26 protein-coding genes and 1 pseudogene are annotated in these 23,959 nt (G+C 63.5%); 16 read left to right on the top strand and 11 right to left on the bottom strand.

Annotated features, from left to right (window positions below; translation table 11 throughout):
• Nucleotides 1–7 precede the first annotated feature (7 nt).
• The gene (locus tag QMX78_RS01215; protein WP_005413379.1) at nucleotides 8–3,199 is read left to right on the top strand and encodes a CusA/CzcA family heavy metal efflux RND transporter; all 3,192 of its coding nucleotides are present in this window, start codon (nucleotides 8–10) and stop codon (nucleotides 3,197–3,199) included.
• Nucleotides 3,196–3,471, top strand: a complete 276-nt coding sequence (locus QMX78_RS01210) for a hypothetical protein (RefSeq protein ID WP_005413380.1) — start codon at nucleotides 3,196–3,198, stop codon at nucleotides 3,469–3,471. The genes QMX78_RS01215 and QMX78_RS01210 overlap by 4 nt, the downstream gene beginning before the upstream one ends.
• A 375-nt stretch (nucleotides 3,472–3,846) precedes the next feature.
• On the opposite strand, the gene QMX78_RS01205 is transcribed toward QMX78_RS01210, so the two are convergent.
• Nucleotides 3,847–5,247 carry an MBL fold metallo-hydrolase gene (locus QMX78_RS01205; RefSeq protein ID WP_005413381.1) on the bottom strand — a complete coding sequence of 467 codons (1,401 nt, stop codon included), beginning with the start codon at nucleotides 5,245–5,247 and terminating at the stop codon, nucleotides 3,847–3,849.
• Between the two features lie 111 nt (nucleotides 5,248–5,358).
• The gene (locus QMX78_RS01200) at nucleotides 5,359–6,186 is read right to left on the bottom strand and encodes a universal stress protein (protein WP_049430389.1); all 828 of its coding nucleotides are present in this window, start codon (nucleotides 6,184–6,186) and stop codon (nucleotides 5,359–5,361) included.
• Between the two features lie 57 nt (nucleotides 6,187–6,243).
• Here QMX78_RS01200 and QMX78_RS01195 point away from each other — a divergent pair, with 57 nt between their 5' ends.
• From QMX78_RS01195 to QMX78_RS01175, 5 genes are all read left to right on the top strand, one after another.
• Nucleotides 6,244–6,450, top strand: coding sequence for a hypothetical protein (locus tag QMX78_RS01195; RefSeq protein WP_282265766.1), 207 nt, complete (start codon nucleotides 6,244–6,246; stop codon nucleotides 6,448–6,450).
• A gap of 18 nt (nucleotides 6,451–6,468) precedes the next feature.
• On the top strand, nucleotides 6,469–7,617 hold the full coding sequence (locus QMX78_RS01190) for a DUF4010 domain-containing protein (protein ID WP_282265764.1): 1,149 nt from the start codon (nucleotides 6,469–6,471) through the stop codon (nucleotides 7,615–7,617).
• 88 nt (nucleotides 7,618–7,705) lie between these two features.
• Nucleotides 7,706–8,476: a universal stress protein gene (locus QMX78_RS01185; protein WP_049447182.1), complete on the top strand. Its 771-nt coding sequence runs from the start codon at nucleotides 7,706–7,708 to the stop codon at nucleotides 8,474–8,476.
• Between the two features lie 20 nt (nucleotides 8,477–8,496).
• On the top strand, nucleotides 8,497–9,336 hold the full coding sequence (locus tag QMX78_RS01180) for a universal stress protein (protein WP_049430394.1): 840 nt from the start codon (nucleotides 8,497–8,499) through the stop codon (nucleotides 9,334–9,336).
• Entirely contained in the window at nucleotides 9,326–10,036 is a 711-nt protein-coding gene (locus QMX78_RS01175) for a DUF2238 domain-containing protein (protein WP_282265762.1), read from the top strand. Before QMX78_RS01180 ends, QMX78_RS01175 begins: the two co-directional genes overlap by 11 nt.
• Here the strand turns inward: QMX78_RS01175 and QMX78_RS01170 are convergent.
• Entirely contained in the window at nucleotides 10,015–10,314 is a 300-nt protein-coding gene (locus tag QMX78_RS01170) for a metalloregulator ArsR/SmtB family transcription factor (protein ID WP_032967187.1), read from the bottom strand. The genes QMX78_RS01175 and QMX78_RS01170 overlap by 22 nt on opposite strands.
• Before the next feature lie 228 nt (nucleotides 10,315–10,542).
• Between QMX78_RS01170 and QMX78_RS01165 the strand changes: the two genes are divergently transcribed.
• The 5 genes from QMX78_RS01165 to QMX78_RS01145 are packed head-to-tail and all read left to right on the top strand — an operon-like array spanning nucleotide 10,543 to nucleotide 13,521.
• Nucleotides 10,543–11,433 carry an MBL fold metallo-hydrolase gene (locus QMX78_RS01165; RefSeq protein WP_046272510.1) on the top strand — a complete coding sequence of 297 codons (891 nt, stop codon included), beginning with the start codon at nucleotides 10,543–10,545 and terminating at the stop codon, nucleotides 11,431–11,433.
• Nucleotides 11,430–11,870: a YeeE/YedE family protein gene (locus QMX78_RS01160; RefSeq protein WP_005413386.1), complete on the top strand. Its 441-nt coding sequence runs from the start codon at nucleotides 11,430–11,432 to the stop codon at nucleotides 11,868–11,870. Before QMX78_RS01165 ends, QMX78_RS01160 begins: the two co-directional genes overlap by 4 nt.
• Nucleotides 11,867–12,298 carry a YeeE/YedE family protein gene (locus tag QMX78_RS01155; RefSeq protein WP_046272483.1) on the top strand — a complete coding sequence of 144 codons (432 nt, stop codon included), beginning with the start codon at nucleotides 11,867–11,869 and terminating at the stop codon, nucleotides 12,296–12,298. Before QMX78_RS01160 ends, QMX78_RS01155 begins: the two co-directional genes overlap by 4 nt.
• Nucleotides 12,295–12,732 carry a TIGR01244 family sulfur transferase gene (locus QMX78_RS01150; RefSeq protein WP_049430400.1) on the top strand — a complete coding sequence of 146 codons (438 nt, stop codon included), beginning with the start codon at nucleotides 12,295–12,297 and terminating at the stop codon, nucleotides 12,730–12,732. Before QMX78_RS01155 ends, QMX78_RS01150 begins: the two co-directional genes overlap by 4 nt.
• 27 nt (nucleotides 12,733–12,759) lie before the next feature.
• Nucleotides 12,760–13,521 carry a sulfite exporter TauE/SafE family protein gene (locus QMX78_RS01145; protein WP_080341470.1) on the top strand — a complete coding sequence of 254 codons (762 nt, stop codon included), beginning with the start codon at nucleotides 12,760–12,762 and terminating at the stop codon, nucleotides 13,519–13,521.
• Here the strand turns inward: QMX78_RS01145 and chrA are convergent, their stop codons facing one another.
• The 3 genes from chrA to arsH are packed head-to-tail and all read right to left on the bottom strand — an operon-like array spanning nucleotide 13,522 to nucleotide 15,935.
• Complete coding sequence (gene chrA, locus QMX78_RS01140) at nucleotides 13,522–14,724, bottom strand: chromate efflux transporter (protein WP_046272486.1); 1,203 nt, start codon at nucleotides 14,722–14,724, stop codon at nucleotides 13,522–13,524.
• A gap of 54 nt (nucleotides 14,725–14,778) precedes the next feature.
• Nucleotides 14,779–15,198, bottom strand: a complete 420-nt coding sequence (gene arsC, locus QMX78_RS01135; RefSeq protein ID WP_046982947.1) for an arsenate reductase (glutaredoxin) — start codon at nucleotides 15,196–15,198, stop codon at nucleotides 14,779–14,781.
• Nucleotides 15,195–15,935: an arsenical resistance protein ArsH gene (gene arsH / locus QMX78_RS01130; protein WP_046272488.1), complete on the bottom strand. Its 741-nt coding sequence runs from the start codon at nucleotides 15,933–15,935 to the stop codon at nucleotides 15,195–15,197. The genes arsC and arsH overlap by 4 nt, the downstream gene beginning before the upstream one ends.
• A 40-nt stretch (nucleotides 15,936–15,975) precedes the next feature.
• On the opposite strand from arsH, the gene QMX78_RS01125 reads away from it, so the two are divergent.
• The 4 genes and pseudogenes from QMX78_RS01125 to QMX78_RS01110 form a co-directional block, all read left to right on the top strand.
• On the top strand, nucleotides 15,976–16,290 hold the full coding sequence (locus QMX78_RS01125) for a metalloregulator ArsR/SmtB family transcription factor (protein ID WP_046272489.1): 315 nt from the start codon (nucleotides 15,976–15,978) through the stop codon (nucleotides 16,288–16,290).
• 27 nt (nucleotides 16,291–16,317) lie between these two features.
• On the top strand, nucleotides 16,318–16,809 hold the full coding sequence (locus QMX78_RS01120; RefSeq protein WP_046272490.1) for an arsenate reductase ArsC: 492 nt from the start codon (nucleotides 16,318–16,320) through the stop codon (nucleotides 16,807–16,809).
• A gap of 20 nt (nucleotides 16,810–16,829) precedes the next feature.
• On the top strand, nucleotides 16,830–17,888 hold the full coding sequence (arsB, locus tag QMX78_RS01115) for an ACR3 family arsenite efflux transporter (protein WP_046272491.1): 1,059 nt from the start codon (nucleotides 16,830–16,832) through the stop codon (nucleotides 17,886–17,888).
• A 3-nt stretch (nucleotides 17,889–17,891) separates the two neighbouring features.
• A pseudogene (locus QMX78_RS01110) lies at nucleotides 17,892–18,698 on the top strand (FAD-dependent oxidoreductase); the annotation flags it as partial.
• Nucleotides 18,699–18,725: 27 nt separating this feature from the next.
• Here the strand turns inward: QMX78_RS01110 and QMX78_RS01105 are convergent.
• From QMX78_RS01105 to merD, 5 genes are all read right to left on the bottom strand, one after another.
• Nucleotides 18,726–21,692 (bottom strand): Tn3-like element TnAs3 family transposase, encoded by a 2,967-nt coding sequence (locus QMX78_RS01105; RefSeq protein WP_001138064.1) that lies wholly within the window; start codon nucleotides 21,690–21,692, stop codon nucleotides 18,726–18,728.
• Nucleotides 21,693–21,694: 2 nt separating this feature from the next.
• Complete coding sequence (locus QMX78_RS01100; RefSeq protein ID WP_000147567.1) at nucleotides 21,695–22,255, bottom strand: recombinase family protein; 561 nt, start codon at nucleotides 22,253–22,255, stop codon at nucleotides 21,695–21,697.
• 125 nt (nucleotides 22,256–22,380) lie between these two features.
• A complete protein-coding gene (locus QMX78_RS21580) occupies nucleotides 22,381–23,367 on the bottom strand; it encodes a DUF3330 domain-containing protein (protein ID WP_016240397.1) in 987 nt (328 codons plus the stop codon).
• Nucleotides 23,364–23,600: a broad-spectrum mercury transporter MerE gene (gene merE / locus QMX78_RS01085; protein WP_000993386.1), complete on the bottom strand. Its 237-nt coding sequence runs from the start codon at nucleotides 23,598–23,600 to the stop codon at nucleotides 23,364–23,366. Before merE ends, QMX78_RS21580 begins: the two co-directional genes overlap by 4 nt.
• Nucleotides 23,597–23,959: a mercury resistance co-regulator MerD gene (gene merD, locus QMX78_RS01080; protein ID WP_001277456.1), complete on the bottom strand. Its 363-nt coding sequence runs from the start codon at nucleotides 23,957–23,959 to the stop codon at nucleotides 23,597–23,599. Before merD ends, merE begins: the two co-directional genes overlap by 4 nt.

Below are 23,959 nucleotides of genomic sequence, written 5' to 3'. Positions count from 1 at the left end.
GCCCGCCATGCTCGAACGCCTCATTGGGCTGTCCATCCGCCATCGCTGGCTGACGCTGGTGCTCACCGCTGCGCTGGTTGCGCTGGGCGTGTGGAGCTACCGTCACCTTTCCATCGACGCCACGCCGGACATCACCAACGTCCAGGTCCAGATCAACACCCAGGCCCCGGGTTACTCGCCGCTGGAGGCTGAGCAACGAGTGACCTTTGCCATTGAAACGGCCATGGCCGGCCTGCCCAAGCTGGACTACAGCCGCTCGCTGTCGCGGTATGGGCTCTCACAGGTCACCGTGGTGTTCAAGGACGGCACCGACCTGTACTTTGCCCGCCAGCAGGTCGCCGAGCGCCTGCAGCAGATCGCTTCCCAGCTGCCCGACGGATTGGACCCGGAAATGGGGCCGATCTCCACCGGGTTGGGCGAGATCTTCATGTACACCGTGGAGGCCGAGCCCAACGCTCGCAAGCCCGACGGCACCCCGTACACCGCCACGGACCTGCGCACCCTGCAGGACTGGGTGATCCGGCCGCAGCTGCGCACCACGCCCGGCGTCACCGAGGTCAACACCATCGGCGGCTTCGAGCGGCAGATCCACATCACCCCGGATCCGGCCCAGTTGGTGGCGCTGGGCTTTACGTTGAACGACGTGGTCGCCGCGGTCATGCGCAACAACCAGAACATCGGTGCCGGCTACATCGAGCGCAATGGACAGCAGTTCCTGGTGCGCGTGCCTGGCCAGCTGGCGAATCTGGATGCGATCGGCAACATCGTGCTGGATCGCCGCGATGGTGTGCCCATCCGGGTGCGCGACGTCGCTAGCGTGGGCGAAGGCAAGGAGCTGCGCACGGGCGCGGCCACCCAGAATGGCCACGAGGTCGTGGTCGGTACCGCCTTCATGCTGTTTGGCGCCAACAGCCGGGAAGTCTCCCAGGCGGCCGCGGCCAAGCTGGACGCTGCCAACGCCAGCTTGCCTGCCGGCGTCCATGCCAAGGCCGTCTATGACCGCACGGCGCTGGTGGACCGCACCATCGGCACGGTGTCCAAGAACCTGATCGAGGGCGCGCTGCTGGTGGTGGTGGTGCTGTTCCTGCTGCTGGGCAATGTGCGCGCCTCGTTGATCACTGCGGCGGTGATTCCGCTGGCGATGCTGTTCACCATCATCGGCATGGTGCGTGGCGGCGTGTCGGGCAACCTGATGAGCCTGGGCGCGCTGGACTTCGGCCTGATCGTGGACGGTGCGGTGATCATCATCGAGAACTGCCTACGCCGGTTCGGGGAGGCGCAGCACGCGCTGGGCCGCCAGCTCAATGATGAAGAGCGCTATGACCTGACCGCCTCGGCCACCGCCGAGGTGATCCGTCCCAGCCTGTTTGGCCTGGGCATCATCGCCGCGGTCTACCTGCCGATCTTCGCGCTGTCCGGGGTGGAAGGAAAAATGTTCCACCCGATGGCGATCACGGTGGTGCTGGCCCTGACCGGTGCCATGGTGTTGTCGCTGACCTTTGTGCCGGCAGCGATCGCCAGCTTCCTGCGCGGCCGTGTGGCTGAGCACGACAACCGCCTGATGCGCTGGTCGCGCGCCCGTTATACGCCGCTGCTGGATTGGGCCCTGCGTCGGCGCGTGGTGGTGCTGGCCGGCGCGGCCGTGCTGGTGGTGGGCTGTGGCGTGCTGGCCACCCGCTTGGGTTCGGAGTTCGTGCCGAGCCTGGATGAGGGCGACATCACCTTGCAGCCCATGCGTATTCCCGGCACCAGCTTGGAGCAGTCGGTGGCCATGCAGGAAACGCTGGAGAAGCGCCTGGCCCAGTTCCCGGAGGTGGCCAACATCTTCTCCAAGATCGGCACCGCCGAGGTGGCCACCGATCCTATGCCGCCGTCGATGGCCGACACCTTCCTGATGCTCAAGCCCCGCGACCAGTGGCCCGACCCGCGCAAGCCCAAGGCCGAGCTGGTGGAAGAGCTGGAGGCGGCGGCCAAGGAAATCCCGGGCAGCAACTACGAGTTCACCCAGCCCATCCAGATGCGCACCAACGAGTTGATCTCCGGCGTCCGTTCGGACGTGGCGGTCAAGGTCTACGGCGACAACCTTGACCAGTTGACGCGCCTGGCCAGCCGGGTCGAGCGGGTCATGCGTAGCGTCCCCGGCGCCGAAGACGTCAAGGCCGAGCAGGTCTCCGGCCTGCCGCTGCTGACCATCACGCCAGATCCGGCGGCATTGGCACGGTATGGCCTGAACCCGGGCGATGTGCAGGAAACGGTGGCCACCGCCATTGGGGGCAGTGTTGCCGGCCAGTTGATCGAGGGCGACCGCCGCTTCGACCTGGTCGTGCGCCTGCCCGAAGCGCAGCGCCAAGACCCCGCTGTGCTGGCAGATCTGCCCATTCCGCTGCCGGCAAGCACCAGTGTCGATGAGTCCAGCCGTCTGGCCGCCGGCGCCAATGGGGGGCCTCGCACGGTGCCGCTGCGGGAAGTGGCGAAGATCCAGGTAGAGCGCGGGCCCAATCAGATCAACCGCGAGAACGGCAAGCGCCGCGTGGTGATCACCGCCAACGTGCGCGAGCGCGATCTGGGCGGGTTCGTCGGCGAGTTGCGCACACGCATCGGCCAGGATGTCGCGCTTCCAGAGGGCTACTGGATCGATTACGGCGGCACCTTCGAGCAGCTGATCTCGGCCACCCAACGCCTGGGCGTGGTCGTTCCGGTGACACTGGCGTTGATCTTCGCTCTGCTATTCATGGCCTTCGGCTCGGCCAAGGATGCGGCCATTGTGTTCAGTGGCGTGCCGCTGGCGCTGACCGGCGGTGTGCTGGCACTGGCTCTGCGCGGGATTCCGTTGTCGATCTCTGCCGGCGTGGGCTTCATCGCGCTGTCGGGCGTGGCCGTACTCAACGGGCTGGTCATGATCGCCTTCATCCGCCGTCTGCGCGAACAGGGCGATCCGCTAGACGACGCTGTGCGCGACGGCGCCCTTGGACGCCTGCGACCGGTGTTGATGACCGCCCTGGTAGCCTCGCTGGGCTTCCTACCCATGGCCTTGAATGTCGGTGCTGGCTCGGAAGTGCAGCGGCCGCTGGCCACTGTCGTCATCGGCGGCATCGTCTCATCCACCGCATTGACCTTGTTGGTGCTGCCGGTGCTCTATCGTTGGCTGCATCGCGACCGAGCTCCCCGCGCCGGTAGCACTGCTTTGGAGTCCCCATGAACGAGCTCAACCTGGAACAGGTCCGTGCGGCGATGTTTACCGACCCGGGCGTGAAAGCGGTGGACGACCTGCGCCTGGTCGCCGGTGAGCATGGCCGTGCGATCGCGGCCACCATCACCGTCGCTGCGCCCTCGGTCGACCTGGACCTGGTGCATGCTGTGATTGCCCAGGTCCTGGCCGATCAATTCGGCATCGATCAGATCATGCTGTGTTTCAACGACCCGGGCCCGGTACCGCCGCCGCCCACCGCGGTGCCGTTAAAGAAGATGTGATCGCAGCCCCTGGCTCTATGCGTCTGCGCTGGCAGGCGCATAGAGCTGATGACCCGGCAACGCGCACGCGCCGGCATACACAAAGGCCACGCTTTGCCGCACGCACGTCAGCTATTACCGCGAGCCTAAGCTGCGCCCCAAGCGAATCTGCGATGAGGCGTCCCATGGGCAGCACGGTACACGAAACAGCAAGTAGCGATGCTCGGGTTCGCTTGTACGCACTCAACGCGTCTGCGAGCCCGAGAGCTGCTTCAACCCAATCGCGGAAAACAAGGTGTGTCACGAAAGTATCCCGTTTTTCAGAAGATTCGCACTCTCCGCCCATGCCGACGGGCGCCAACGAACTACGGCGTCTGCAGCCATGCCGGACCTTACTCAGCCCGGGTCGAGATCAATGTGCTGTAAGTACTCGGGGATGCATGCAGACCAATGCAGCTGCCGCTCAATGGCTAACCTCTGAGCGTCGGCAGCGTCTGGCTCTCCGTGTGTGATGAAAACCCGCCGCGGAGTCGTCTGTGCCGTGCGCAGCCAGCTTAGAAGTTCATCGGCGTCGGCGTGGGCAGAAGCTGCTTCCACCTGTACCACCTCGGCACGTATCGGCACGTCCTGACCATAGATTCGCAGTAACTTGTCACCGCGCACCAATGCCGCCCCGCGCGTTCCCCCTGCCTGGAAGCCTGGCAAAAGGATCATGTTGCGACAATCCGGGCCAAAGGCGATGAGATGATGAAGAATGCGTCCCCCGGTCAGCATTCCACTACCCGCGACGATGATCATAGGGCCTTGCCGAAGGTTGAGAGCCTTGGATTCCTCGATGCTATTGACGAGCCGGGTTGCCGCGTGCAACCGCTCCAGTGCGGCGTCATCCAGCAGATGTTCGTTTCTGTATTTCCCATAGAGCAAGGTGACGTCCTTTGCCATGGGGCTGTTCAAGTAGATCGGGGCGCGCGGAATCCGCCCTTCCGCCTGCAGGGTGGCGATCACGTGCAACAAGAGCTGGGCGCGCCCCACCGCGAACGCCGGTATCATCACCACTCCACCCCGCCCGAGGGTGCGCCGGATCGGCTCGATAAGCAGGTCCGTCAAAGACGTCGTCGGATGGCGCCGATTGCCGTATGTCGATTCGACCACGACCCAATCCGATGCCGGCAGCGCCCAGGGAGGGCGCATCACCGGATCGTTCGAACGACCGACATCACCACTGAACGTGATGCGCCTGCCCCGATGGATCAGCGATACCGATGCGGCGCCAAGGATGTGTCCCTGTTTGCGAAACGTAGCCGTTACGCCAGGCACCGGTTCAAAGGGATCGGAAAAGTAGACGACGCGCATTAGATCCAGGCACCGTTGCGCATCCTCCTCGGTGTAGAGCGGCTCGGCCGGATGGTGTTTCGAGCTGCCACGCTGATTGGCGTGGCGCGCCTCCTCCTCCAGCAGGCGCGCGGCGTCGGGGAGAAGTATCCTGCATAGATCCCGGGTGGCCGGTGTGCACCACACGGATCCATGGAATCCCTGCTTCATCAGTCGTGGCAGATATCCGCTGTGATCCAGGTGCGCGTGGGTGAGCACCACCGCATCAATGGATGCGGGATCCACCGGAAACGGTAGCCAGTTCCGCAATCGCAGCGGTTTGTATCCCTGGAAGAGCCCGCAATCCACCATGACGCGGGCGCCACCGGCCTCTATCAGGTAGCGTGAGCCGGTGACAGTATCCGTGCCGCCCAGGAACGAGACACTGAGGCGGGTTGCATCGTGAGGCGGATTGTTCACGTACATGGATCACCTGGGAGGGCGTTGGATCAGCCGTGCGGCAGGCCAAGCCGGCGTTGCTCGGCAGCCGATGCCCGGTACGGGAGAACTGGGTGGCCAGCGGGCTTCACGCCGATCTCAGTGGGCGAGAAATACTGGTATCGGACTGTGCCGGATCAGTGTGCGGGTAACGCCGCCAAACAGGAATTCCGAGGCACGGGATCTGCCGTAGCCGCCGGCGACAATGCAATCGGCGCCGCTCTCCTTCACGAAGTTCAGTATGGCCGGTCCTGCTCCACCTTCCTCATAGCCGCGGTGCACAGGCGAGGCTGAGACGCCGTGGCGCTGTAGATGAGTCACCAGGCGCAGAGTCGCGTCTTTCTCCCTGCTGGGTTCGCCGGGACCGGCATCGATAGACAACAGGTGTACACGCTGTGCAGCGACAAGCAACGGCAAGGCATCATGGACCGCGCGAATGGATTCCCTCGTGCTTTTCCATGCAATTACAACGTCACGCGGCACCGCATCGCGTGCTTCCGGTGGCACGAGCAGCAGCGGCACGCCCGATTCCACCAGCAACGAGGAGACAAGCGTGTCCTCAATGCCGGGGTCATCGCGATGCAACCCCAAGATGGTCAGGTCAACGCATCGTGACTGAGGCATCACCTGATCCACAGGCCCCTCCCACACCCTCTCGTTCGCGGACACGAGCCAATCTACCCCTGCGCCCGCCAGCCGCTCCTCCAGCGACGTGGCAAGCATCCTGACCGTTTCCTTGGCCGGCTCGTGCAGAGCGGTGTAGACGGCAGGGTAGTACATCCAACCCGTCGCTACCGGCACAACTACACTGGCCCCAGCCAGAGCTACCAGACGGCTCCCCTGCTCACGCGAAAGCGCCGTGGCCAGACCCAACGCCTGCTCGTGCAGGCGCCCCAAGACGAAGGGCAGCAGAATGTCGCAGTACATGATCGGTCTCCCCGGGGTGAAGGAGTCGTTAGCTTGAGCCCCGCGCGACGAATGAACTTGATCGAAGTCAACGAAAGTTCCCCTGGATCGTTGACTTGGATCAAGTCATCCCGGGATTCGTTCTGGACAAATGCCCGAGCAGAATCGCCATTGACCGATTCCAGTGGGCAACCAAAAATGCTGAGCATCGTCCAGGATCCGGCAGGCACCGCCGCGGGGCTGATTACCGCCTCTGTCGTGGGCGCCCTTGTTGGACTGGCCTGACAGCGAGCAGGCGGGAGGATGGCGGCGGCCCACACGCGCTTTGGGGGCAGTGTTGTGCTTGCGCTGGTCGCGATCTCAGGCGGGTTGGGAGCGCTGCTGGGAGGCGCGGCGCTGGTAGCTGGCGCAGTGCTGCTGGGCCTGGCAGTCTGCCCTCGCCCACGACACTCCCAGGCAGCCGCGGCCAGTCTGATTGTGCTGCCTGCCCTGTATCTGGTAGGCGCCATTGCGGTAAGCGCACCTGCAACGGCGATCCTCGCCGGCAGTGCCATCCTGGTGATACTGGTTGGGGGCCCTGCCCTGATACGGAAGGTGAATGCGAAGGTTTCCAGCCGTGAGCTTCGGGACGTCGCAACGGTGCTGGTTGCTGGCTTTCTGATTCTTCCCTTGCTTCCAGACCGCACCGTCGACCCTTGGGAAGTCATCAACCCGAGTCGGCTCGGCACACTCATCGTGGCGCTGATGGCAGTCAGCGTCGGAGCGCACCTGGCGCTACGCCATCTGGGGCCCCGGTCGGCCTTGGCCTTGACCGGCTTCGCCGGTGGGTTTGTCTCCAGTACCGCCACCATCGCGGCAATGGCGGACGGGGCGCGGTCGTCGCCCCGGCTGGCGCCTGCATTCGCAGGAGCAGCCTTGCTTTCCAACGTGGCCATGATTCTGCAGTTGGGCCTGGTAATGGGCACGCTGGCACCTGCATTACTCGCCTACAGCATGGTCCCGCTGGTCTGCTCGGCAATCGTGGCCATGGGGATAGCATTGGCATTCGGATGGCGGTCCTTGCTCAGTACCTCAGCGGTGTCCGGGCTGGCCATCGTGCGGCCATTCAAACCGTTGGCGATCGTGGTTTTTGTTGGGCTGATCGTCATTCTGCTTCTGGCAGCAAGTCTGCTGCGAGACTGGCTGGGTGACGAGAGCCTGCCCTGGACTCTGGGCATCTCCGGCATTGCCGACGTACATGCCGCCACCGCCTCTGCCGCCCAGATGGTTGGTGCGGAGCGGATCAGCAACGGTATCGCGATACAGGCGATCACCATCGCACTCGCGACCAACTCATTGCTGAAATGCTTGATCGCCGCGGCAAGGGGCGGATGGCGCTTCTCTGCTCCGTTGTTGATCGGGACCAGCCTGATCGTCGGAACGTTCGCTGTGGCCGCCGGGCGTAGCGGGTGATCGTCAACACCTTGACCCACGTCAATATCTCCGTGCAGGACTGGCGGAGAATGCGGGGCAACGCCGGCCTCTGTGTCCAACAGCCAAGATGGATATTCTTGTCCCTTTGACGGATACGCCCGCTGATGCTTCTGCCATGCAGCTGGCAGCAGCGCTTGTCGGCGCCCGTGGCGGGCACATCACGCTGGTGCAGCCAGTGGAATCTCCCTTGCCCGACGTTGCACGCGCCGAAGTCCCGCCCAGAGTCGCCACGCTCTTGCGCCGGGTTGCGCAGTGGAGCGTTCCGCATGACATCCAGATCGAGGACGGGCGCGCGGAACGTCCTGTGGACGCGATTGCCCTGCGCGCACAGGGTTTCGACCAGGTGATAATGGCGTGCGCCGGACATGACCACGCCGAGCGCAGGCTGCAACATGCTCAGTTCTCTTCACTGGTTAGCCGATCCGGACGCCCCATCCTGGCATTGCCAGGGAGAACCCGTTTCGACGGAATCTTCAAGCGGGCCGTCATCGGCTGGAGTGCAACCCCCGAATCCGCTCGCGCGGCACATGATTTCCTGAGATTGGATTTCGCGTGTGCCCTTGTGGTTACCACCGTGGACGGAAGTGACCGGGTCAATGAACATGCTCAGGCGTTCATCAACAGTCTGATGCGGCAGGGGCGAGAAGCGATATTTACTCCCGTGTCGTCAGATGGGGGGAGCGTGGCTGAAGCGCTACTGGGCCACGCATTTGATAGCCAGGCGGATCTACTCGTCTGCGGCGCCTATGGCCATTCGCGCGCGCGCGAATGGCTGCTGGGGGGAACGACGAGGGAGCTCTTCGAGCGCACCCTCACGCCCCTGTTCCTGTCACGTTGACGCACCAGGATGCCAGAGCCATGTTGAAGGATATTCTTGTGCCTTTGTCAGACTCATCAGCAGATGACGCGGCCATCCGCTTCGCCGTCGAGATCGGCAGGTCGCAGGACGCGCGGGTGCGCATCATCGAAACGGTCGACCTGCCTCCGCCGGCGATCGGGACTGCTGATCCGACGCCCCGCGCATCGTTCCTGGCTGCCCAGGACGCATGTCGGCGGGAGGCCTCGGAAAGAGCCTCAAGGATCAGGGCCAGAATCGCAGAGCACCCTGGTGTTTCCGTAGAAGTTCACGAAGCGGGCATTGAATCTCCTGCAGAGCTCGCCGCTCGACTGGCCTTCTCTGCGGATCTGGCCATTGTCGGGGGCTGGTCAGGATTCGCCAAGGCCGACCCAGCGGGCGTGGCCCTGTTCAATGCGCTGCTTTTTGACGCGGGAAGGCCCGTTGTGGTGGTGCCGCCGCATTGGCGGGCAAGCGACCACTCGTGTGCGATTGTGGGTTGGAAAGACACCCCAAACGCATGCCGCGCCCTGCACAGCGCGATCCCATTGCTACAGCAGGTGCAGACTGTCCTTCTGGTGGAGATATGCAGCCATTCGGACGAGATGGAGGGTGCTGCTGGCACTGTCACAGCTTCCCTCATTGAACACCTCCGGAGCTGGGGCATCGCCGCATCGGCCACCCGGCTGCTTGCCAGACACCGCCGTTCCAGCGAGGTCCTGCTCGATCACGCCCGCGCGACCAAGGCGACGTTGATCGTGGTTGGCGGATACGGACACTCCCGCCTGCGCGAGCGGACCATCGGAGGGATGACGATGGAGCTATTGCAGGGGGCGACCATTCCGGTCCTTTATGCCCATTGAGTACCCCCAACGCCAGGATCGTGCCTCGGCAGCGGCGAAAGGCAGATTGGGGAGCACGCAGTCGGACTCCTGGCGCTTCGCGCTGTTCTGCCTTGGAATCTACATAGGGTGCTGGCTGCTTGCCGCAGTCGAACCCTACCACCGGCGCGACTGGTTGCTGGAGAATCTGCTGGTATTCATCGCCATTCCCTACGTTGTCTTCCAGCAGTGGAAGTGCCCGTTCCGGCCCGCAACCAATGTCTCGCTTCTGCTTTTTCTGTGCCTGCATGCCGTGGGCGCTCATTTTACGTACTCGGAAGTCCCTTACGACGCTTGGGCGCAGAAACTTGCGGGCTACAGGATCACCGACCTGTTCGGCTGGGATCGCAACCATTTCGACAGACTCGTTCACCTCGCCTACGGCGTATTGGTCTTTCCCGCGGCGAGAGAGCTCTACGCAAGGCGTGCTGTGGCCAGCGAGCTGACGCTGACCCTGATTGCCACTCAGTTCATCGTCGCCACGTCCGCTGCCTATGAACTGATCGAATGGGGCGCGGTTCTGGTGGTCGACCAGGACCTTGGAATGGCTTATCTCGGCATCCAGGGCGACGTGTGGGATGCGCACAAGGATGTGCTGTTGGCGTCGGCTGGAGCGATCATCAGCGCGGTGGGTGCCAGCGTACGGCACGCCACGTCTGCTCACTCCCGGTCGTCGGACTGATCCACGCAGAAGATCCTGTGCATGGCAACCAGCATCGCCTCAACGCGGCTGTCATTGATGCGATAGAAGACTGAACGTGACTCTCGCCGGGTCGTCACCAGATGCCGTTGACGCAGTTCGGCGAGCTGCTGGGAAAGGGCCGGCTGTCGGATGCCGGTGGCCTCCTCGAGGGCGCCGACGGTCGACTCCCCTTGGGACAGCTGACAAAGCAACAGCAGACGCGACGGCGTGGCCATGAAGCGCAGCAACTCGGCCACTTCAGGCGCCCGTTCCTTCATGTCGGCCAGGTTGTTGGCGGTGAGGCGGTTGGTCAAGAGCGGTTCACCAGAAAGGAGAGCTAGAGCGTACCTGTTAATCCGCACGCCAGCTGAACCGGACAAAGGACACGAAGCGGCACTTACATAGTTTACGTAAGTATGTATTAATATCCATCATACAACCACCGGGAGCGAGTCGTGAACAGGCCTGTCGTCGTCGATTCTTCATTGGAGAGAGCTCAAAACATCGTGCGTGAAGCGCGAGGTGGCCACACGCCTTCGCCTTGCGTGAAGACGTTCTTCGACCCCGCCACCTTTACGGCCAGCCACGTGGTACGCGACCCCCGGTCTTCGGCGTGCGCCATCATCGACAGCGTTCTTGATTTCGATATGCCCTCTGGACGCACCTCGACCGACTCCGCCGCGGCGCTGGTCCAGTACATTCATGACGAAGGGCTGCAGGTTCAGTGGCTGCTGGAAACGCATGCCCACGCCGATCACCTTTCCGCTGCACCGTGGTTGCAGCGGCGGGTCGGCGGAACGCTTGCCATTGGCGAGCACATCACCGGCGTGCAGGACACCTTCGGCAAGGTTTTCAACGCTGGCAAGGAGTTCAAGCGCGACGGGAGCCAATTCGACCATCTGTTTGCCGATGGCGCGGAGTTCACCGTTGGGAATCTCCAGGCAACTGCCTTGCACGTGCCAGGCCACACCCCTGCGTGCATGGCCTACGTCATCGGGGATGCGGTCTTTCCGGGCGACACTCTGTTCATGCCGGACTACGGCACGGCCCGCTGCGACTTCCCCGGTGGCTCGGCCCGCCAGCTCTATCGCTCCATCCAACGTCTACTGGCCCTGCCGGATGACGCCCGGGTGTTCCTCTGCCACGACTACAAGGCCACGGGCCGGGATCGGTTCGCATGGGAAACCACCATGGGCGCGGAACGAACCGCGAATATCCATGTGCATCAAGGTGTGACGGAGGACATGTTCGTGGAGATGCGTGAGAGCCGCGACGCGACGCTCCCCATGCCGCGCCTGATCCTGCCCTCAGTGCAGGTCAACATGCGCGCGGGCCATCTGCCCGACCCGGATGACAACGGGGTGCGCTACCTCAAACTGCCGGTGGACCTGCTATGACCCTCCCCTCTTTGGCGTGGTACTGGCCCGTCATCGGCGGCCTGATGATCGGTACGGCAGCGGGTGGATTTCTGCTGCTGACCGGTCGCATTGCCGGCGTCTCCGGCTTGCTTGCAAACACTCTTGGCCTGTCGTCCGCTGGCGACCGCTCCTTGTCGGCCCTGTTCCTGGCAGGGCTGCTGGTGGCGTCCGGGCTGGCGCTCGCGGTCAAGCCCATTTCGCTGCCGTCGCTTTCAATCTCCGCTACGCCGTTGTTGGTGTTGGCCGGGCTGCTGGTCGGCTTTGGAACCCGCCTCGGATCTGGCTGCACGAGCGGTCACGGCGTTTGCGGCCTGGCCAGGCTGTCACCACGCTCCATGGTTGCCACGGGCGTTTTCATGCTCATGGGCATGGCGACCGTGGCGGTTGTCCGCATGATGATCGGAGGCGGAACATGATCCGGCTGGCGGCAGTTCTGTGTGGCGCCTTGTTTGGCCTGGGCCTGGTCGTCTCGGACATGGCCAATCCCACGCGCGTACTCGCCTTTCTTGACGTCACAGGCAGGTGGGATCCATCACTGGCACTTGTCATGGCCGGGGCGCTGATTCCGTCAGCGATCGCCTATCGATGGGTCCGCGCACGCAATGCTCCTGTGCTCGCTGCGGCGCTGCACATTCCCAATCAGCGTCAGATCGACCGGAACCTGGTCATTGGCGCGGCAGTGTTTGGCGTTGGGTGGGGGCTGGCAGGCGTATGCCCGGGCCCGGCCATTGCACTGTTGCCAACGGGTCAACCCTTTGCACTCGTTTTCGCGGCCGCCATGGTCGTCGGCATGCTCCTCCACTGGCTCCTCCACCGTCCCCGCTCAACAGAGAATTCGCCATGAATCTGCACTCACTTGCGCCGAGCTTGCATGTGACCGACCAACTGGTTCCCACCGACATACCTGCCTTGAAAAAGGCGGGCATCTCGAGTGTCATCTGTAATAGACCCGACGGCGAGCAGCCGGACCAGCCCGATCACCTTGCACTGCAGGCGGCCTGCTCCAGGGCGGGCCTGGGCTTTGCCTATCTGCCCGTCGTGCCTGGCGGCATCACCGATGGACATGTGCAGCAGTTTGGCGTGCTGCTGGAACAACTGCCTGCACCCATCGTCGCTTACTGCAGGACCGGCACCCGCTCGACGTCGCTATGGGCCCTATCCCAGGTTCGTAACGGCGGAGCTACGCCCGAACAGGTGCTGTCCATTGCCGGTGAGGCTGGTTACGACCTGTCCTCTCTTGCTTCGCGCCTGCGAGGCGCCCCCTCTTCCGCTGCCTAACGGCCAACTGACATGGAAACCCTTTCCCTGTTGCAGCTCGCGCTGGGTGGACTCTCCGGCATTCTGGTGGGCTTCGTACTCGGGCTGGTCGGCGGAGGCGGCTCTATTCTGGCTGTCCCGCTCATGCTTTACCTGGTGGGCATCGACAGTCCACACGTCGCCATCGGTACCAGTGCATTGGCGGTTGCTGCCAATGCACTTTCCAACCTTTTCGTTCATGCCCGCCGGGGAAACGTGAGATGGCCGTGCGCGTCGGTCTTCGCGTTGGCAGGCATCGCTGGCGCCTATCTGGGCTCCAGCTTAGGTAAGGCCGTGGATGGGCAGCGACTATTGTTCATGTTTGCCCTGCTGATGGTCGTGATAGGCATTCTTATGCTGCGCAAACGCAATGCGGAAGGTGATGCAAGCGTCCGCCTCAGCAAAGGGAACATGCCGGCACTGCTCGGATTAGGGGCGTTCTCCGGGGCACTCTCCGGATTCTTCGGTATTGGCGGCGGCTTCCTGGTTGTCCCTGGGCTGATGGCCGCCACGGGCATGCCGATGCTGGCCGCAATAGGCAGCTCCCTCGTAGCTGTCTCCGCTTTCGGTCTGACGACTGCCATCAACTATGCTCAATCCGGCCTGGTCAACTGGCCACTTGCTGCCGCATTCGTCGTTGCTGGAAGTGCGGGCGGAATCGCCGGAGCGCGCGCATCAGCAGCGTTGGCAGAGCACCGTGGAGTGTTGAATGTTGCATTCGCGCTACTCATTTTCATGACGGCGGCTTATATGCTCTGGCAGATGCCCTGACTACCGCGCCATCGCCCAACCCGCCATGGCAGCCAGCAACACCACCACGATCGGCGGTGCACGCGCGACGACCAGTAGCCCGAACGCAACCAGCGCCATCGTGACATCCCATCGGTCATGGATCGCACTCGTCCACACCGGGTCGTACAACGCTGCCAGCAGGATCCCGACGACCCCGGCGTTGACGCCTGCAATTGAAGCCTGCAGATCCTTGCGGTGGCTTAGCGACTCCCAGAAGGGCAGCACTCCTACGAGCACGAGAACGGCAGGCATGAAAATGACCGCCAACAGCGTAAGACCTCCCGCCCAGCCACTCAACGGACCCGCGGCCATGGCCCCCAGGTACGCTGCGAATGTGAAAAGAGGGCCCGGCACCGCCTGCGCCGCACCGTACCCGGCGAGCAGATCTGCCGTGCTCACGGTGCCGCTCTGGACAACCGCGGTCTGCAGCAATGGCAGCACGACGTGGCCGCCGCCAAAGACCAGGGCGCCGGCGCGGTAGACCCCCTCCAACAGCATGGCCAGGGGGGATCCGCTCGCCGCGGCCCACACCGGCAGCAGAACAAGTGGCAGCACCAGTAGCACCAGTGCCACCGTGCCGGTTCTTCGCGAGACGGGATAGCCGCCGTCTGATTGGCCGGAAACTGGTTCGATCTTCAGCATCCAGCGACCGAGCAGTCCGCTGAAGATGATCACCACGATCTGGCCGACGACCGAGGGCATGGCCAAGGTCAACACAGCGGCAACAAATGCCATCCCTGCGCGCAGACGGTCCGGGCACAGGGACCGGGCCATTCCCCATACCGCTTGGGCCACCACGGCAACTGCCACGATCTTCAGGCCATGCAGCCAGCCGGATTCAACGATGCCCTGGTATCCGGCAACGCCCAAGGCAAACAGGATCATCAGCACGGCCGAGGGCAGGGTAAAGCCTGCCCAGGCGGCCACCAGACCAGGCCAGCCGGCTCGACGCAGGCCAAGCGCCATTCCAACCTGGCTGCTGGCCGGGCCCGGAAGTAGTTGGCACAGGGCCACCAGATCGGAATAGCTACGGTCCGTCAGCCAACGGCGACGCTCGACGAACTCGTGGCGGAAATAGCTCAGGTGGGCAATCGGGCCGCCGAACGACGTCAGTCCCAGTCGCAGGAACACCAGGAAGACGCGCCACGCGCTTTCGGTTGTTGCGGGATCGAGCGGCGACATAGGGCATGACCTCCTGTGGTTCTCAACGGCAGCGAGCCCAGCCAAGCAATGGGATCACGGCGTCGAGCTTCCGGTATGCCCGGTCACCCACTCTCCATCTTCCTTTCGGAACGGTCCGGGCAGCGGCGGCAGGATGTCCAGCACCACTTCTGATGGCCGACACAGACGGGTACCCCTATCGGTTTGTACCAAAGGACGATTGATGAGTATCGGGTGCGTCAGCATCGCATCAAGCAGCGCGTCGTCGCTCAGTGCTGCATTGCCCAGTGCCAGCTCGTCATACGGCGTGCCCTTCTGCCGGATGGCATCACGCACGCTCAACCCTGCGGCCGTGATGAGGTCGACCAGGCGCGCGCGGCTGGGCGGGTGGGCCAGGTAGTCGATCACTTCCGGTTCGATCCCGGCGAAGCGGATCAGCGCGAGTGTGTTGCGCGAGGTGCCGCACTTGGGGTTGTGGTAGATGACAGCGTTCACGCACTTTCCTCCTGATTCAAAATGGTCTCGACCACGCCTGCAGCGGCCGCCAGCGCCGCCGCTTCAACGGCGCCCTTGCGCTCGCTGTAGCGGTCGACCAGGTAGTCACTGCGCCCGCGCACCAGCAGGGTGAACTTGACCAGTTCCTCCATCACGTCCACCACGCGATCGTAATACGCCGAAGGCTTCATTCGACCTTCGTCGTCGAACTCCTGCCACGCTTTGGCGACCGACGACTGGTTGGGGATCGTCACCATCCGCATCCATCGGCCGAGCACGCGCAGCGCGTTGACCACGTTGAACGATTGCGAGCCACCGCAGACCTGCATCACTGCCAGGGTGCGACCTTGGGTCGGGCGCACGCTCCCCTCTTCCAGCGGTAGCCAGTCAATCTGGTTCTTAAACACGGCGGTCAAAGTGCCGTGGCGTTCCGGGCTGATCCACACGTGCCCTTCAGACCACAAAGAAGCCTGGCGCAGCTCCTGCACCTTGGGGTGGGTGGCCGGCACCGAATCGAGCATCGGCAGCTCATGCGGATCAAACACTCGGGTCTCTGCGCCCAGATGTTCCAGCAACCGCTGCGCCTCCAAAGCCAGCTTGCGGCTGAACGACTGCGGGCGCAGGGAACCGTACAAGATCAGGATGCGGGGCCGGTGCGGCGCGGCATTCGGCTCGCTCAGCTTTTCGGCCACCGGAGGGTTCAAGGCGCCCGGGACGACATTGGGAAGGTGTTGCATGGGGGTTGTCCTGCCTATTCGATTCGACTATTCTAGAAGCATGGAACATAAAAACGCAACTCACGCCCTGGCCGCCCTGGGTCACGCCACCCGGCTTTCCATCTTCCGCCTGCTGGTCCAGGCCGGAAGTGGCGGCAAGCTGGCCGGCGACATCGCCCAGTCCCTCTCCCTTCCCGGTGCCACCCTCTCTTTCCATCTGAAGGAGTTGCTGGCCGCTGGCCTGATCACCGCCGAGCAGCGCGGTCGCACCATCTGCTACCGGGCCGAGTTCGAGGCGATGAGCGCGCTGGTGGCCTACCTGACCGAAAACTGCTGCGCCGACGAACAAGCCTGCGAACGTCCTGCTGGCTGCTGACCTTCCCCCGTCATAGAGATCGCTCAAATGACCCGTCGTGTTCTGTTCTTGTGTACTGGCAACTCCGCCCGCAGCGTGCTTGCCGAATCGACCCTTAAAAAATGGGGCGAAGGCCGCTATCTCTCCTTCAGTGCGGGCAGCCAGCCGGCCGGTCGCGTCAATCCCTTTGCCATTGCCCAGCTGGAGCGCGAAGGCTTCCCGGTCGAGGGCATGCGTAGCAAGTCCTGGGACGAATTTGCCGAAGTCGATGCCGCTGCCATGGACCTGATCGTCACCGTGTGTGACAGCGCGGCCGCCGAGGCGTGCCCGGTGGTGTTTGGTGACTTCGTTCGCGTGCATTGGGGCCTGTTCGACCCGGCCGGCGTGGAAGGTTCGGATGCGCAGAAGGCAGAAGCCTTTGACCGTGCCCATCAGACCATCAAGCGACGCCTACAGGCCTTCCTGGAGATTCCTGACAGCGACTGGGACGACCGCGCAGCGCTGAAGGCCCGCCTCGACCCGATCGCGCAGATCGACTAACCGCTTTTCCGAGACCTGCCATGACTACTGATTCCCCCCGCCTGTCCTTCCTGGACCGGTACCTTACGCTCTGGATTTTCTTGGCGATGGCCCTCGGCGTCGGCTTGGGCGCGATGTTCGAAGGCGTCCCCAGCGCGCTCCACAGCCTGTCGATTGGATCGACCAACATCCCGATCGCCATTGGCTTGATCCTGATGATGTATCCGCCGCTGGCCAAGGTGAAGTACGAAGAGCTGCCCAAGGTGTTCGCCGACAAGCGCGTGCTGATGCTCTCGCTGGTGCAGAACTGGATCATCGGTCCGTTCCTGATGTTCGGCTTGGCGGTGCTGTTCCTGCGCGACTACCCCGAATATATGACCGGCCTGATCCTGATCGGCCTGGCACGCTGCATAGCCATGGTGCTGGTCTGGAACCAACTCGCCCGTGGCGATGGGCAGTATGTGGCGGGCTTGGTCGCCTTCAACTCGATCTTCCAGATCGCGCTGTTCAGTGTCTATGCCTGGTTCTTCCTGTCGTGGCTGCCGCCGGTGTTCGGGCTGCAGGGCAGCGTGATCGACGTCAGCTTCTGGACCATTGCCGAGGCGGTGCTGATTTATCTGGGCATCCCCTTCCTCGCAGGGTTCCTCACCAGCCGCTGGCTCAAGGCGCGCAAGGGCGTGCGTTGGTATGAAGATAAGTTCCTGCCGGCGATCAGTCCGATCACGCTGGCGGCGCTGCTCTTCACGATCGTTGCCATGTTCAGCCTGAAGGGGGGCGATGTGCTGCGCATCCCGATGGACGCAGTGCGCATCGCGATCCCGCTGACGCTCTATTTCATCATTCAGTTCGTGCTGAGCTTCTTCATGGGCAAGTTCATTGCCAAGGACTATCCGCGCACGACCGCGATCGCCTTCACTGCTGCTGGCAACAATTTCGAGCTGGCCATCGCCGTCGCCATCGCCGCCTTTGGTCTGGCTTCGCCGGTCGCCTTCGCTGCGGTCATCGGACCGCTGGTGGAGGTGCCGGTGCTGATCCTGTTGGTCCATGTCGCCCTGCGGCTGGGCAAGCGCTACTTTCCTGCCGACGCACGGAGTCATTGAGTCATGAGCAAGACCCAACACATCCCGCTGTTGATCCTCGGTTCCGGCCCGGCCGGCTGGACGGCCGCGGTCTACGGCGCCCGCGCCAACCTGAACCCGGTGGTGATCACCGGCCTGCAGCAGGGCGGCCAGCTGATGACCACCACCGAGGTGGACAACTGGCCGGGCGACGCGCACGGCCTGATGGGCCCGGACCTGATGGCACGCATGCAGGCCCATGCCGAGCGCTTCGAGACCGAGGTGATCTTCGACCACATCCACACCGCCGACCTTTCCAAGCGCCCGTTCACGCTGATCGGCGACAGCGCCGAGTACACCTGCGACGCGCTCATCATCGCCACCGGCGCCACCGCCAAGTACCTGGGCATTCCGACCGAAGAGGCCTTCAAGGGCCGCGGCGTGTCGGCCTGCGCCACCTGTGACGGCTTCTTCTACCGCGACCAGGACGTGGTCGTGGTCGGCGGCGGCAACACCGCCGTGGAAGAGGCGCTGTACCTGTCCAACATCGCCCGCAAGGTCTACCTGGTCCACCGCCGCGATACGCTCAAGGCGGAAAAGATCATGCAGGACAAGCTGTTCGCCAAGGTCGCCGCCGGCAAGATCGAGACCGTCTGGCACCACCAGGTGGACGAGGTGCTGGGCAACGACGCCGGCGTCACCGGCGTGCGCGTGAAGTCCACCCTGGACGGCAGCACCCGCGACCTGGAGGCGCACGGCTTCTTCGTGGCCATCGGCCACCACCCCAACACCAGCCTGTTCGACGGCCAGCTGACCATGAACAACGGCTACCTGGACATCCGTTCGGGGGTCGTCTCAGAAAACGGAAAATAAAGCACGCTAAGCCGGTTGCAGAGGCCGTAGCGGCCTGAACTTCCCCGCGCCGATCTTGGCGCTGCTGCGCCATAGGTAATCACCGGTCAGGTTGATGTGCTCCCAGCCGAGTGGCGACAGGTACTGCAATAGCGAGTCATCGACGGCATGACCATTGCCGCGCAACGCATGCGCCGCACGCTCCAGGTAGACCGTGTTCCACAGCACGATGGCCGCCGTCACCAGGTTGAGGCCGCTGGCCCGGTAGCGCTGCTGCTCGAAACTGCGGTCACGGATTTCACCAAGGCGGTTGAAGAACACGGCACGGGCCAGCGCATTGCGCGCCTCGCCCTTGTTCAGCCCGGCATGCACGCGGCGGCGTAGCTCGACGCTTTGCAGCCAGTCGAGGATGAACAGCGTGCGCTCGATGCGGCCCAACTCGCGCAGCGCGACGGCCAAGCCGTTCTGGCGCGGGTAGCTGCCGAGTTTCCTGAGCATCAGCGAGGCCGTCACCGTGCCCTGCTTGATCGAGGTGGCCAGCCGCAGGATTTCGTCCCAATGGGCGCGGACGTGCTTGATGTTGAGCGTGCCGCCGATCATCGGCTTGAGCGCGTCATAGGCGGCATCGCCCTTCGGGATGTAGAGCTTGGTGTCGCCCAGGTCGCGGATGCGCGGCGCGAAGCGGAAGCCCAAGAGGTGCATCAGGGCGAAGACGTGATCGGTGAAGCCCGCCGTGTCGGTGTAGTGCTCCTCGATCCGCAGGTCGGATTCGTGGTACAGCAGGCCGTCGAGCACGTAGGTTGAGTCGCGCAGGCCGACATTGACCACCTTGGTGTGGAATGGCGCGTATTGGTCGGAGATGTGGGTGTAGAAAGTCCGTCCTGGGCTGCTGCCATATTTTGGGTTGATGTGCCCCGTGCTCTTTGCCTTGCTAGCGGTTCGGAAATTCTGTCCGTCCGATGATGATGTGGTGCCATCGCCCCAGTGCCCGGCAAAGGGATGCCGAAACTGAGCGTTGACCAGTTCAGCCAACGCTGTCGAGTACGTTTCGTCGCGGGTATGCCAGGCTTGCAGCCAAGCGAGCTTCGCGTAGGTCGTGCCGGGGCAGGACTCGGCCATCTTGGTCAGGCCCAGGTTGATCGCGTCGGCCAGGATCGTGGTCAACAACAGGTTCTTGTCCTTGGCCAGATCGCCCGATTTCAAGTGCGTGAAGTGCCGGGTGAAGCCCGTCCACTCATCGACTTCGAGCAGCAGTTCGGTGATCTTGACGTGCGGCAGGACCATGGCTGTCTGGTCTATCAGCGCCTGCGCGGTGTCGGGCACCGCCGCATCCAGCGGCGTGATCTTCAAGCCCGACTCGGTGATGATGGCATCCGGCAGGTCGTTGGCTGCCGCCATGCGGTTGACGGTGGCAAGTTGTGCTTCCAGCAGCGTCAGCCGCTCATGCAGATATTGTTCGCAGTCGGTGGCCACGGCCAGCGGCAATTCGCTGGACTGCTTGAGGCTGGTGAACTTCTCGGGCGGTACCAGGTAGTCCTCGAAGTCCTTGAACTGGCGTGAACCCTGCACCCAGATGTCGCCCGAGCGCAGGGAGTTCTTCAACTCGGACAGCGCGCACAGTTCGTAGTAGCGCCGGTCGATGCCGGCGTCGGTCATCACCAGTTTCTGCCAGCGCGGCTTGATGAAGCCGGTCGGTGCATCGGCTGGCAGCTTGCGGGCGTTGTCGGTGTTCATGCCGCGCAGCACCTCAATGGCATCAAGCACGTTTTTGGCGGCGGGCGCGGCCCGCAGCTTGAGCACGGCAAGGAATTCCGGTGCATAGCGGCGCAGGGTGGCGTAGCTCTCGCCGATGCGATGCAGGAAATCGAAGTCATCGGGTTGCGCGAGCTTCTGCGCCTCGGTGACGCTCTCGGCAAAGGAATCCCAGGACATGACGGCCTCGATGGCGGCAAACGCATCGCGGCCTGATTGCTTGGCGTCGATCAGCGCCTGACCGATGCGCCCGTACAGACGTACCTTGGCGTTGATGGCCTTGCCTGACGCCTGGAACTGCTGCTGATGCTTATTCTTGGCAGCGTTAAACAGCTTACCCAGGATGCGGTCGTGCAGGTCGATGATTTCGTCGGTGACGGTGGCCATGCCCTCGGTGGCCAGCGCCACGAGAGTGGCGTAGCGCCGTTGCGGCTCGAATTTGGCCAGGTCGGCGGGTGTCATCTGGCCGCCCTCGCGGGCAATCTTGAGCAGGCGGTTCTGGTGAACCAGCCGCTCGATGCCGGTAGGCAGATCGAGTGCCTGCCATGCCTTGAGGCGTTCGATGTGTTCCAGCATATGCCGCGAATTTGGCTTGGCCGGTGACTGGCGCAACCAAGCCAACCAGGTCGTCTTGCCGTTGTCCCGGCGCTTGAGCAGATCGTCGAGGCGGCGGCGATGCGCGTCCGCCAGTGGTTCGGCCAAGGCGTCGTAGATGCGCCGGTTAGCACGGGTGATCGCCTCGGCACTCGCCCGCTCGACGGCGTTGAGGGCGGGCAGAATGACCGACTGCCGCCGCAGGTGCCCGATCAAGGCGCTGGCCAGCACGATGCCTTTGTCGGTTTGCATCGCCAGCTCGGTCAGCATCTGGACGGCCTGCCGGTAATGGCTCATGGTGAAGGGCCGGAAACCGAACACGGTTTGCAGCTCGCTCAGGTGCTCGCGCCGGGTCTGCTCCCGCTGGCCGTACTCGTTCCAGCTTTCGACGCCGACCTTGAGCTGGTCGGCGACCAGCTTCAACAAGGGCGGGAACGGTAGTTCATCGACGCCCAGGATGACGCCGGGAAAGCGCAGGTAACAGAGCTGCACCGCGAAGCCCAGCCGATTGGCTGGCCCGCGCCGCTGTCGGATGATCGAGAGGTCGGTATCGTTGAATGTGTAATGTCGGATCAGGTCGTCCTTGGAGTCCGGCAACGCCAGCAGGCTTTCCCGCTCGGCGGCGGACAGGATGGAACGACGTGGCATATTTACTGATCCGTTCTCAAGTATTGATACAGGGTTTCGCGACTGATTCCGAATTCACGAGCAAGCTTGGTCTTTTGCTCGCCAGCCTCGACACGTTGGCGCAGTTCGGCAATACGCTCAGACGACAGGGATTTCTTCCTGCCACGGTAAGCCCCGCGTTGCTTGGCGAGCGCAATACCCTCGCGCTGACGCTCGCGGATCAGGGCGCGCTCGAACTCGGCGAACGCGCCCATCACCGAGAGCATCAGGTTCGCCATCGGAGAGTCTTCGCCAGTAAAACTGAGGTGTTCCTTGACGAATTCGATATGCACGCCGCGTTGTGTCAGCGTTTGCACGATCCGGCGCAAATCATCGAGATTGCGCGCCAGGCGATCCATGCTATGCACCACCACGGTGTCGCCGGTGCGGGCGAAGCTTATCAGCGCTTCCAGTTGCGGACGCTTGACATCCTTGCCGGATGCCTTGTCGCTAAAAGCGCGATCAACCTTGACGCCTTCCAGTTGCCGTTCCGGGTTCTGGTCGAAGGTGCTGACCCTGATATACCCAATGCGCTGTCCAGTCATGGAATTCCCTGCAAAATGTCAGGGAAGACTCTATGACCTTCAACGAGATATGTCAATAAATGCAAAATTCAATCCTATCCTGACGCAATTTACACATGGCATCTGACATCAGGTTAGGGTGTGCCTCAACCTGACGGCGGCGAATCACAAGCGTCCGGTTTGACGCTGGTTTCGGTCGCAGTGCTGGCCCGCGCCTGGAAGCGCTGATAGCACTCCAGCCCGCAGAAATGCTCCACGTACTCGGCCCCTTCCGGCGTGAAGGCGGCATCGAGCGGGATTTCCTTGCAGCACACGCAGCAACTGGTGCTCGGTTCATTGGCGTTCATGGTGGTGTTCCTCCATTGGTTGACGAAGCCGACGAAGGCCGCCGCCGGCATCGGCCTGGCGAACAGGAAACCCTGCACCGTGTCGCAACCCGCCTGCCGCAACCACGCAAGGCAGTCGGGTGTTTCCACACCCTCGGCTACCACCTCCATGCCCAGCCCGTGCGCGAGCTGGATCACCGCCCGCACGATAGTTTGGTCACGGGCATCATCCGGGAGCCTGGCGACAAAGGATTGGTCGATTTTCAATGTGGTGATGGGGCAGCATTTCAGATGTTGCAGGCAGGAATAGCCGGTGCCGAAGTCGTCGGCGGCGAAGCGCACGCCGATGGCGCGCAAGGCGTCGAAACTGGCGAACAGGGCTGGATTGCCGAATGCGACCGATTCGGTCAGTTCGATCTCCAGAAGCTCGGCGGGCAGGGCCATATCGGCCAGCACCCGCTTTACCTCGTCGTCGAACGTTGGCCCAACCTGGCTGGCGGACACATTGACGGCAAGACGGAACGGTTGCCATGCCGGTCCTTGCCACTTGTGCATCTGGCGACAGGCCTCGCCCAGCACCCACGCGCCTATTTCCGGCATCAGGCCGAACGACTCGGCCAGCGGCAGGAACTGGCCGGGCGGCAACAGGCCAAGCCTCGGATGCCGCCAGCGCATCAACGCTTCCGCGCCAGCGATCCGGTGATCGCGCAGATCGACCAGCGGCTGGTAATGCAGGTCAAGCTGTCCGCGCGCCGCCGCCTGCGCCAACTCGGCCGCCGTCCATCCGGCGGGCTGCGAACTCGTCATGATCCGCCCCGGAAGGCGCGCAGCAGCCGCGTTACGGCCAGAACGAACAAGCCGGTCAGCGCGAGCGCGGCAACACCCCAATGCTCGCCAAGGAAGGCACCGGCGGTCGTCCCGGCCAGCACGGCGGCGAGAATCGGCAGATGGCAGGGGCAGGTCAACACGGCCAGCGCACCCCACAGGTAGCCGGAAACGGGTTGGCGCGTCTCGGGCGGCAGTTTGTCAGGGGCGTTCACGGCAATGCCTCCTCGTGCGCCCGCTCGGCTGGCATGGAGGCCAGTTGCGCGTCCAGATGGGCCAACGCCGCGCGCCGCCGCTCGACCAACTGGCGCAGCACGGCAAGCTGCGCTGCGGCTTGTGCGCCGTCCGCTGCGTCGAGCGCACGGCACAGCCGCGCCAGGGCATCCAGGCCGATACCCGCCTCGAAGGCCGCGCGCACGAAGCACAGCCGTTGCAAGGCCGCATCGTCGAACACGCCGTAGCCGCCCGTGGTGCAGGCCACCGGCCGTAACAAGCCGCGCACCAGGTAGTCGCGCACGATATGTACGCTCACCCCAGCGTTATGGGCCAGTTGCGATACCGTGTAGGCGCTCAT

Source organism: Stenotrophomonas sp. PS02298 (assembly GCF_029959445.1).
Lineage (GTDB): Bacteria > Pseudomonadota > Gammaproteobacteria > Xanthomonadales > Xanthomonadaceae > Stenotrophomonas.
Note: the sequence above shows the minus strand (reverse complement) of the source record. Positions and strands in the feature narration are given on the sequence as shown.

Coding starts and splice junctions, on each gene's coding strand:
- QMX78_RS01125 (WP_046272489.1), top strand. CDS start 15,976: ATGGAACATAAAAACGCAACTCACGCCCTGGCCGCCCTGGGTCACGCC.
- QMX78_RS21580 (WP_016240397.1), bottom strand. CDS start 23,367: ATGACGAGTTCGCAGCCCGCCGGATGGACGGCGGCCGAGTTGGCGCAG.
- QMX78_RS01100 (WP_000147567.1), bottom strand. CDS start 22,255: ATGACTGGACAGCGCATTGGGTATATCAGGGTCAGCACCTTCGACCAG.
- QMX78_RS01210 (WP_005413380.1), top strand. CDS start 3,196: ATGAACGAGCTCAACCTGGAACAGGTCCGTGCGGCGATGTTTACCGAC.
- QMX78_RS01155 (WP_046272483.1), top strand. CDS start 11,867: ATGATCCGGCTGGCGGCAGTTCTGTGTGGCGCCTTGTTTGGCCTGGGC.
- QMX78_RS01150 (WP_049430400.1), top strand. CDS start 12,295: ATGAATCTGCACTCACTTGCGCCGAGCTTGCATGTGACCGACCAACTG.
- QMX78_RS01185 (WP_049447182.1), top strand. CDS start 7,706: ATGGATATTCTTGTCCCTTTGACGGATACGCCCGCTGATGCTTCTGCC.
- arsB (WP_046272491.1), top strand. CDS start 16,830: ATGACTACTGATTCCCCCCGCCTGTCCTTCCTGGACCGGTACCTTACG.
- QMX78_RS01205 (WP_005413381.1), bottom strand. CDS start 5,247: ATGTACGTGAACAATCCGCCTCACGATGCAACCCGCCTCAGTGTCTCG.
- QMX78_RS01120 (WP_046272490.1), top strand. CDS start 16,318: ATGACCCGTCGTGTTCTGTTCTTGTGTACTGGCAACTCCGCCCGCAGC.
- QMX78_RS01190 (WP_282265764.1), top strand. CDS start 6,469: ATGGCGGCGGCCCACACGCGCTTTGGGGGCAGTGTTGTGCTTGCGCTG.
- QMX78_RS01200 (WP_049430389.1), bottom strand. CDS start 6,186: ATGTACTGCGACATTCTGCTGCCCTTCGTCTTGGGGCGCCTGCACGAG.
- QMX78_RS01105 (WP_001138064.1), bottom strand. CDS start 21,692: ATGCCACGTCGTTCCATCCTGTCCGCCGCCGAGCGGGAAAGCCTGCTG.
- QMX78_RS01215 (WP_005413379.1), top strand. CDS start 8: ATGCTCGAACGCCTCATTGGGCTGTCCATCCGCCATCGCTGGCTGACG.
- QMX78_RS01160 (WP_005413386.1), top strand. CDS start 11,430: ATGACCCTCCCCTCTTTGGCGTGGTACTGGCCCGTCATCGGCGGCCTG.
- merD (WP_001277456.1), bottom strand. CDS start 23,959: ATGAGCGCCTACACGGTATCGCAACTGGCCCATAACGCTGGGGTGAGC.
- arsH (WP_046272488.1), bottom strand. CDS start 15,935: ATGCAACACCTTCCCAATGTCGTCCCGGGCGCCTTGAACCCTCCGGTG.
- QMX78_RS01180 (WP_049430394.1), top strand. CDS start 8,497: ATGTTGAAGGATATTCTTGTGCCTTTGTCAGACTCATCAGCAGATGAC.
- QMX78_RS01170 (WP_032967187.1), bottom strand. CDS start 10,314: ATGAAGGAACGGGCGCCTGAAGTGGCCGAGTTGCTGCGCTTCATGGCC.
- chrA (WP_046272486.1), bottom strand. CDS start 14,724: ATGTCGCCGCTCGATCCCGCAACAACCGAAAGCGCGTGGCGCGTCTTC.
- QMX78_RS01175 (WP_282265762.1), top strand. CDS start 9,326: ATGCCCATTGAGTACCCCCAACGCCAGGATCGTGCCTCGGCAGCGGCG.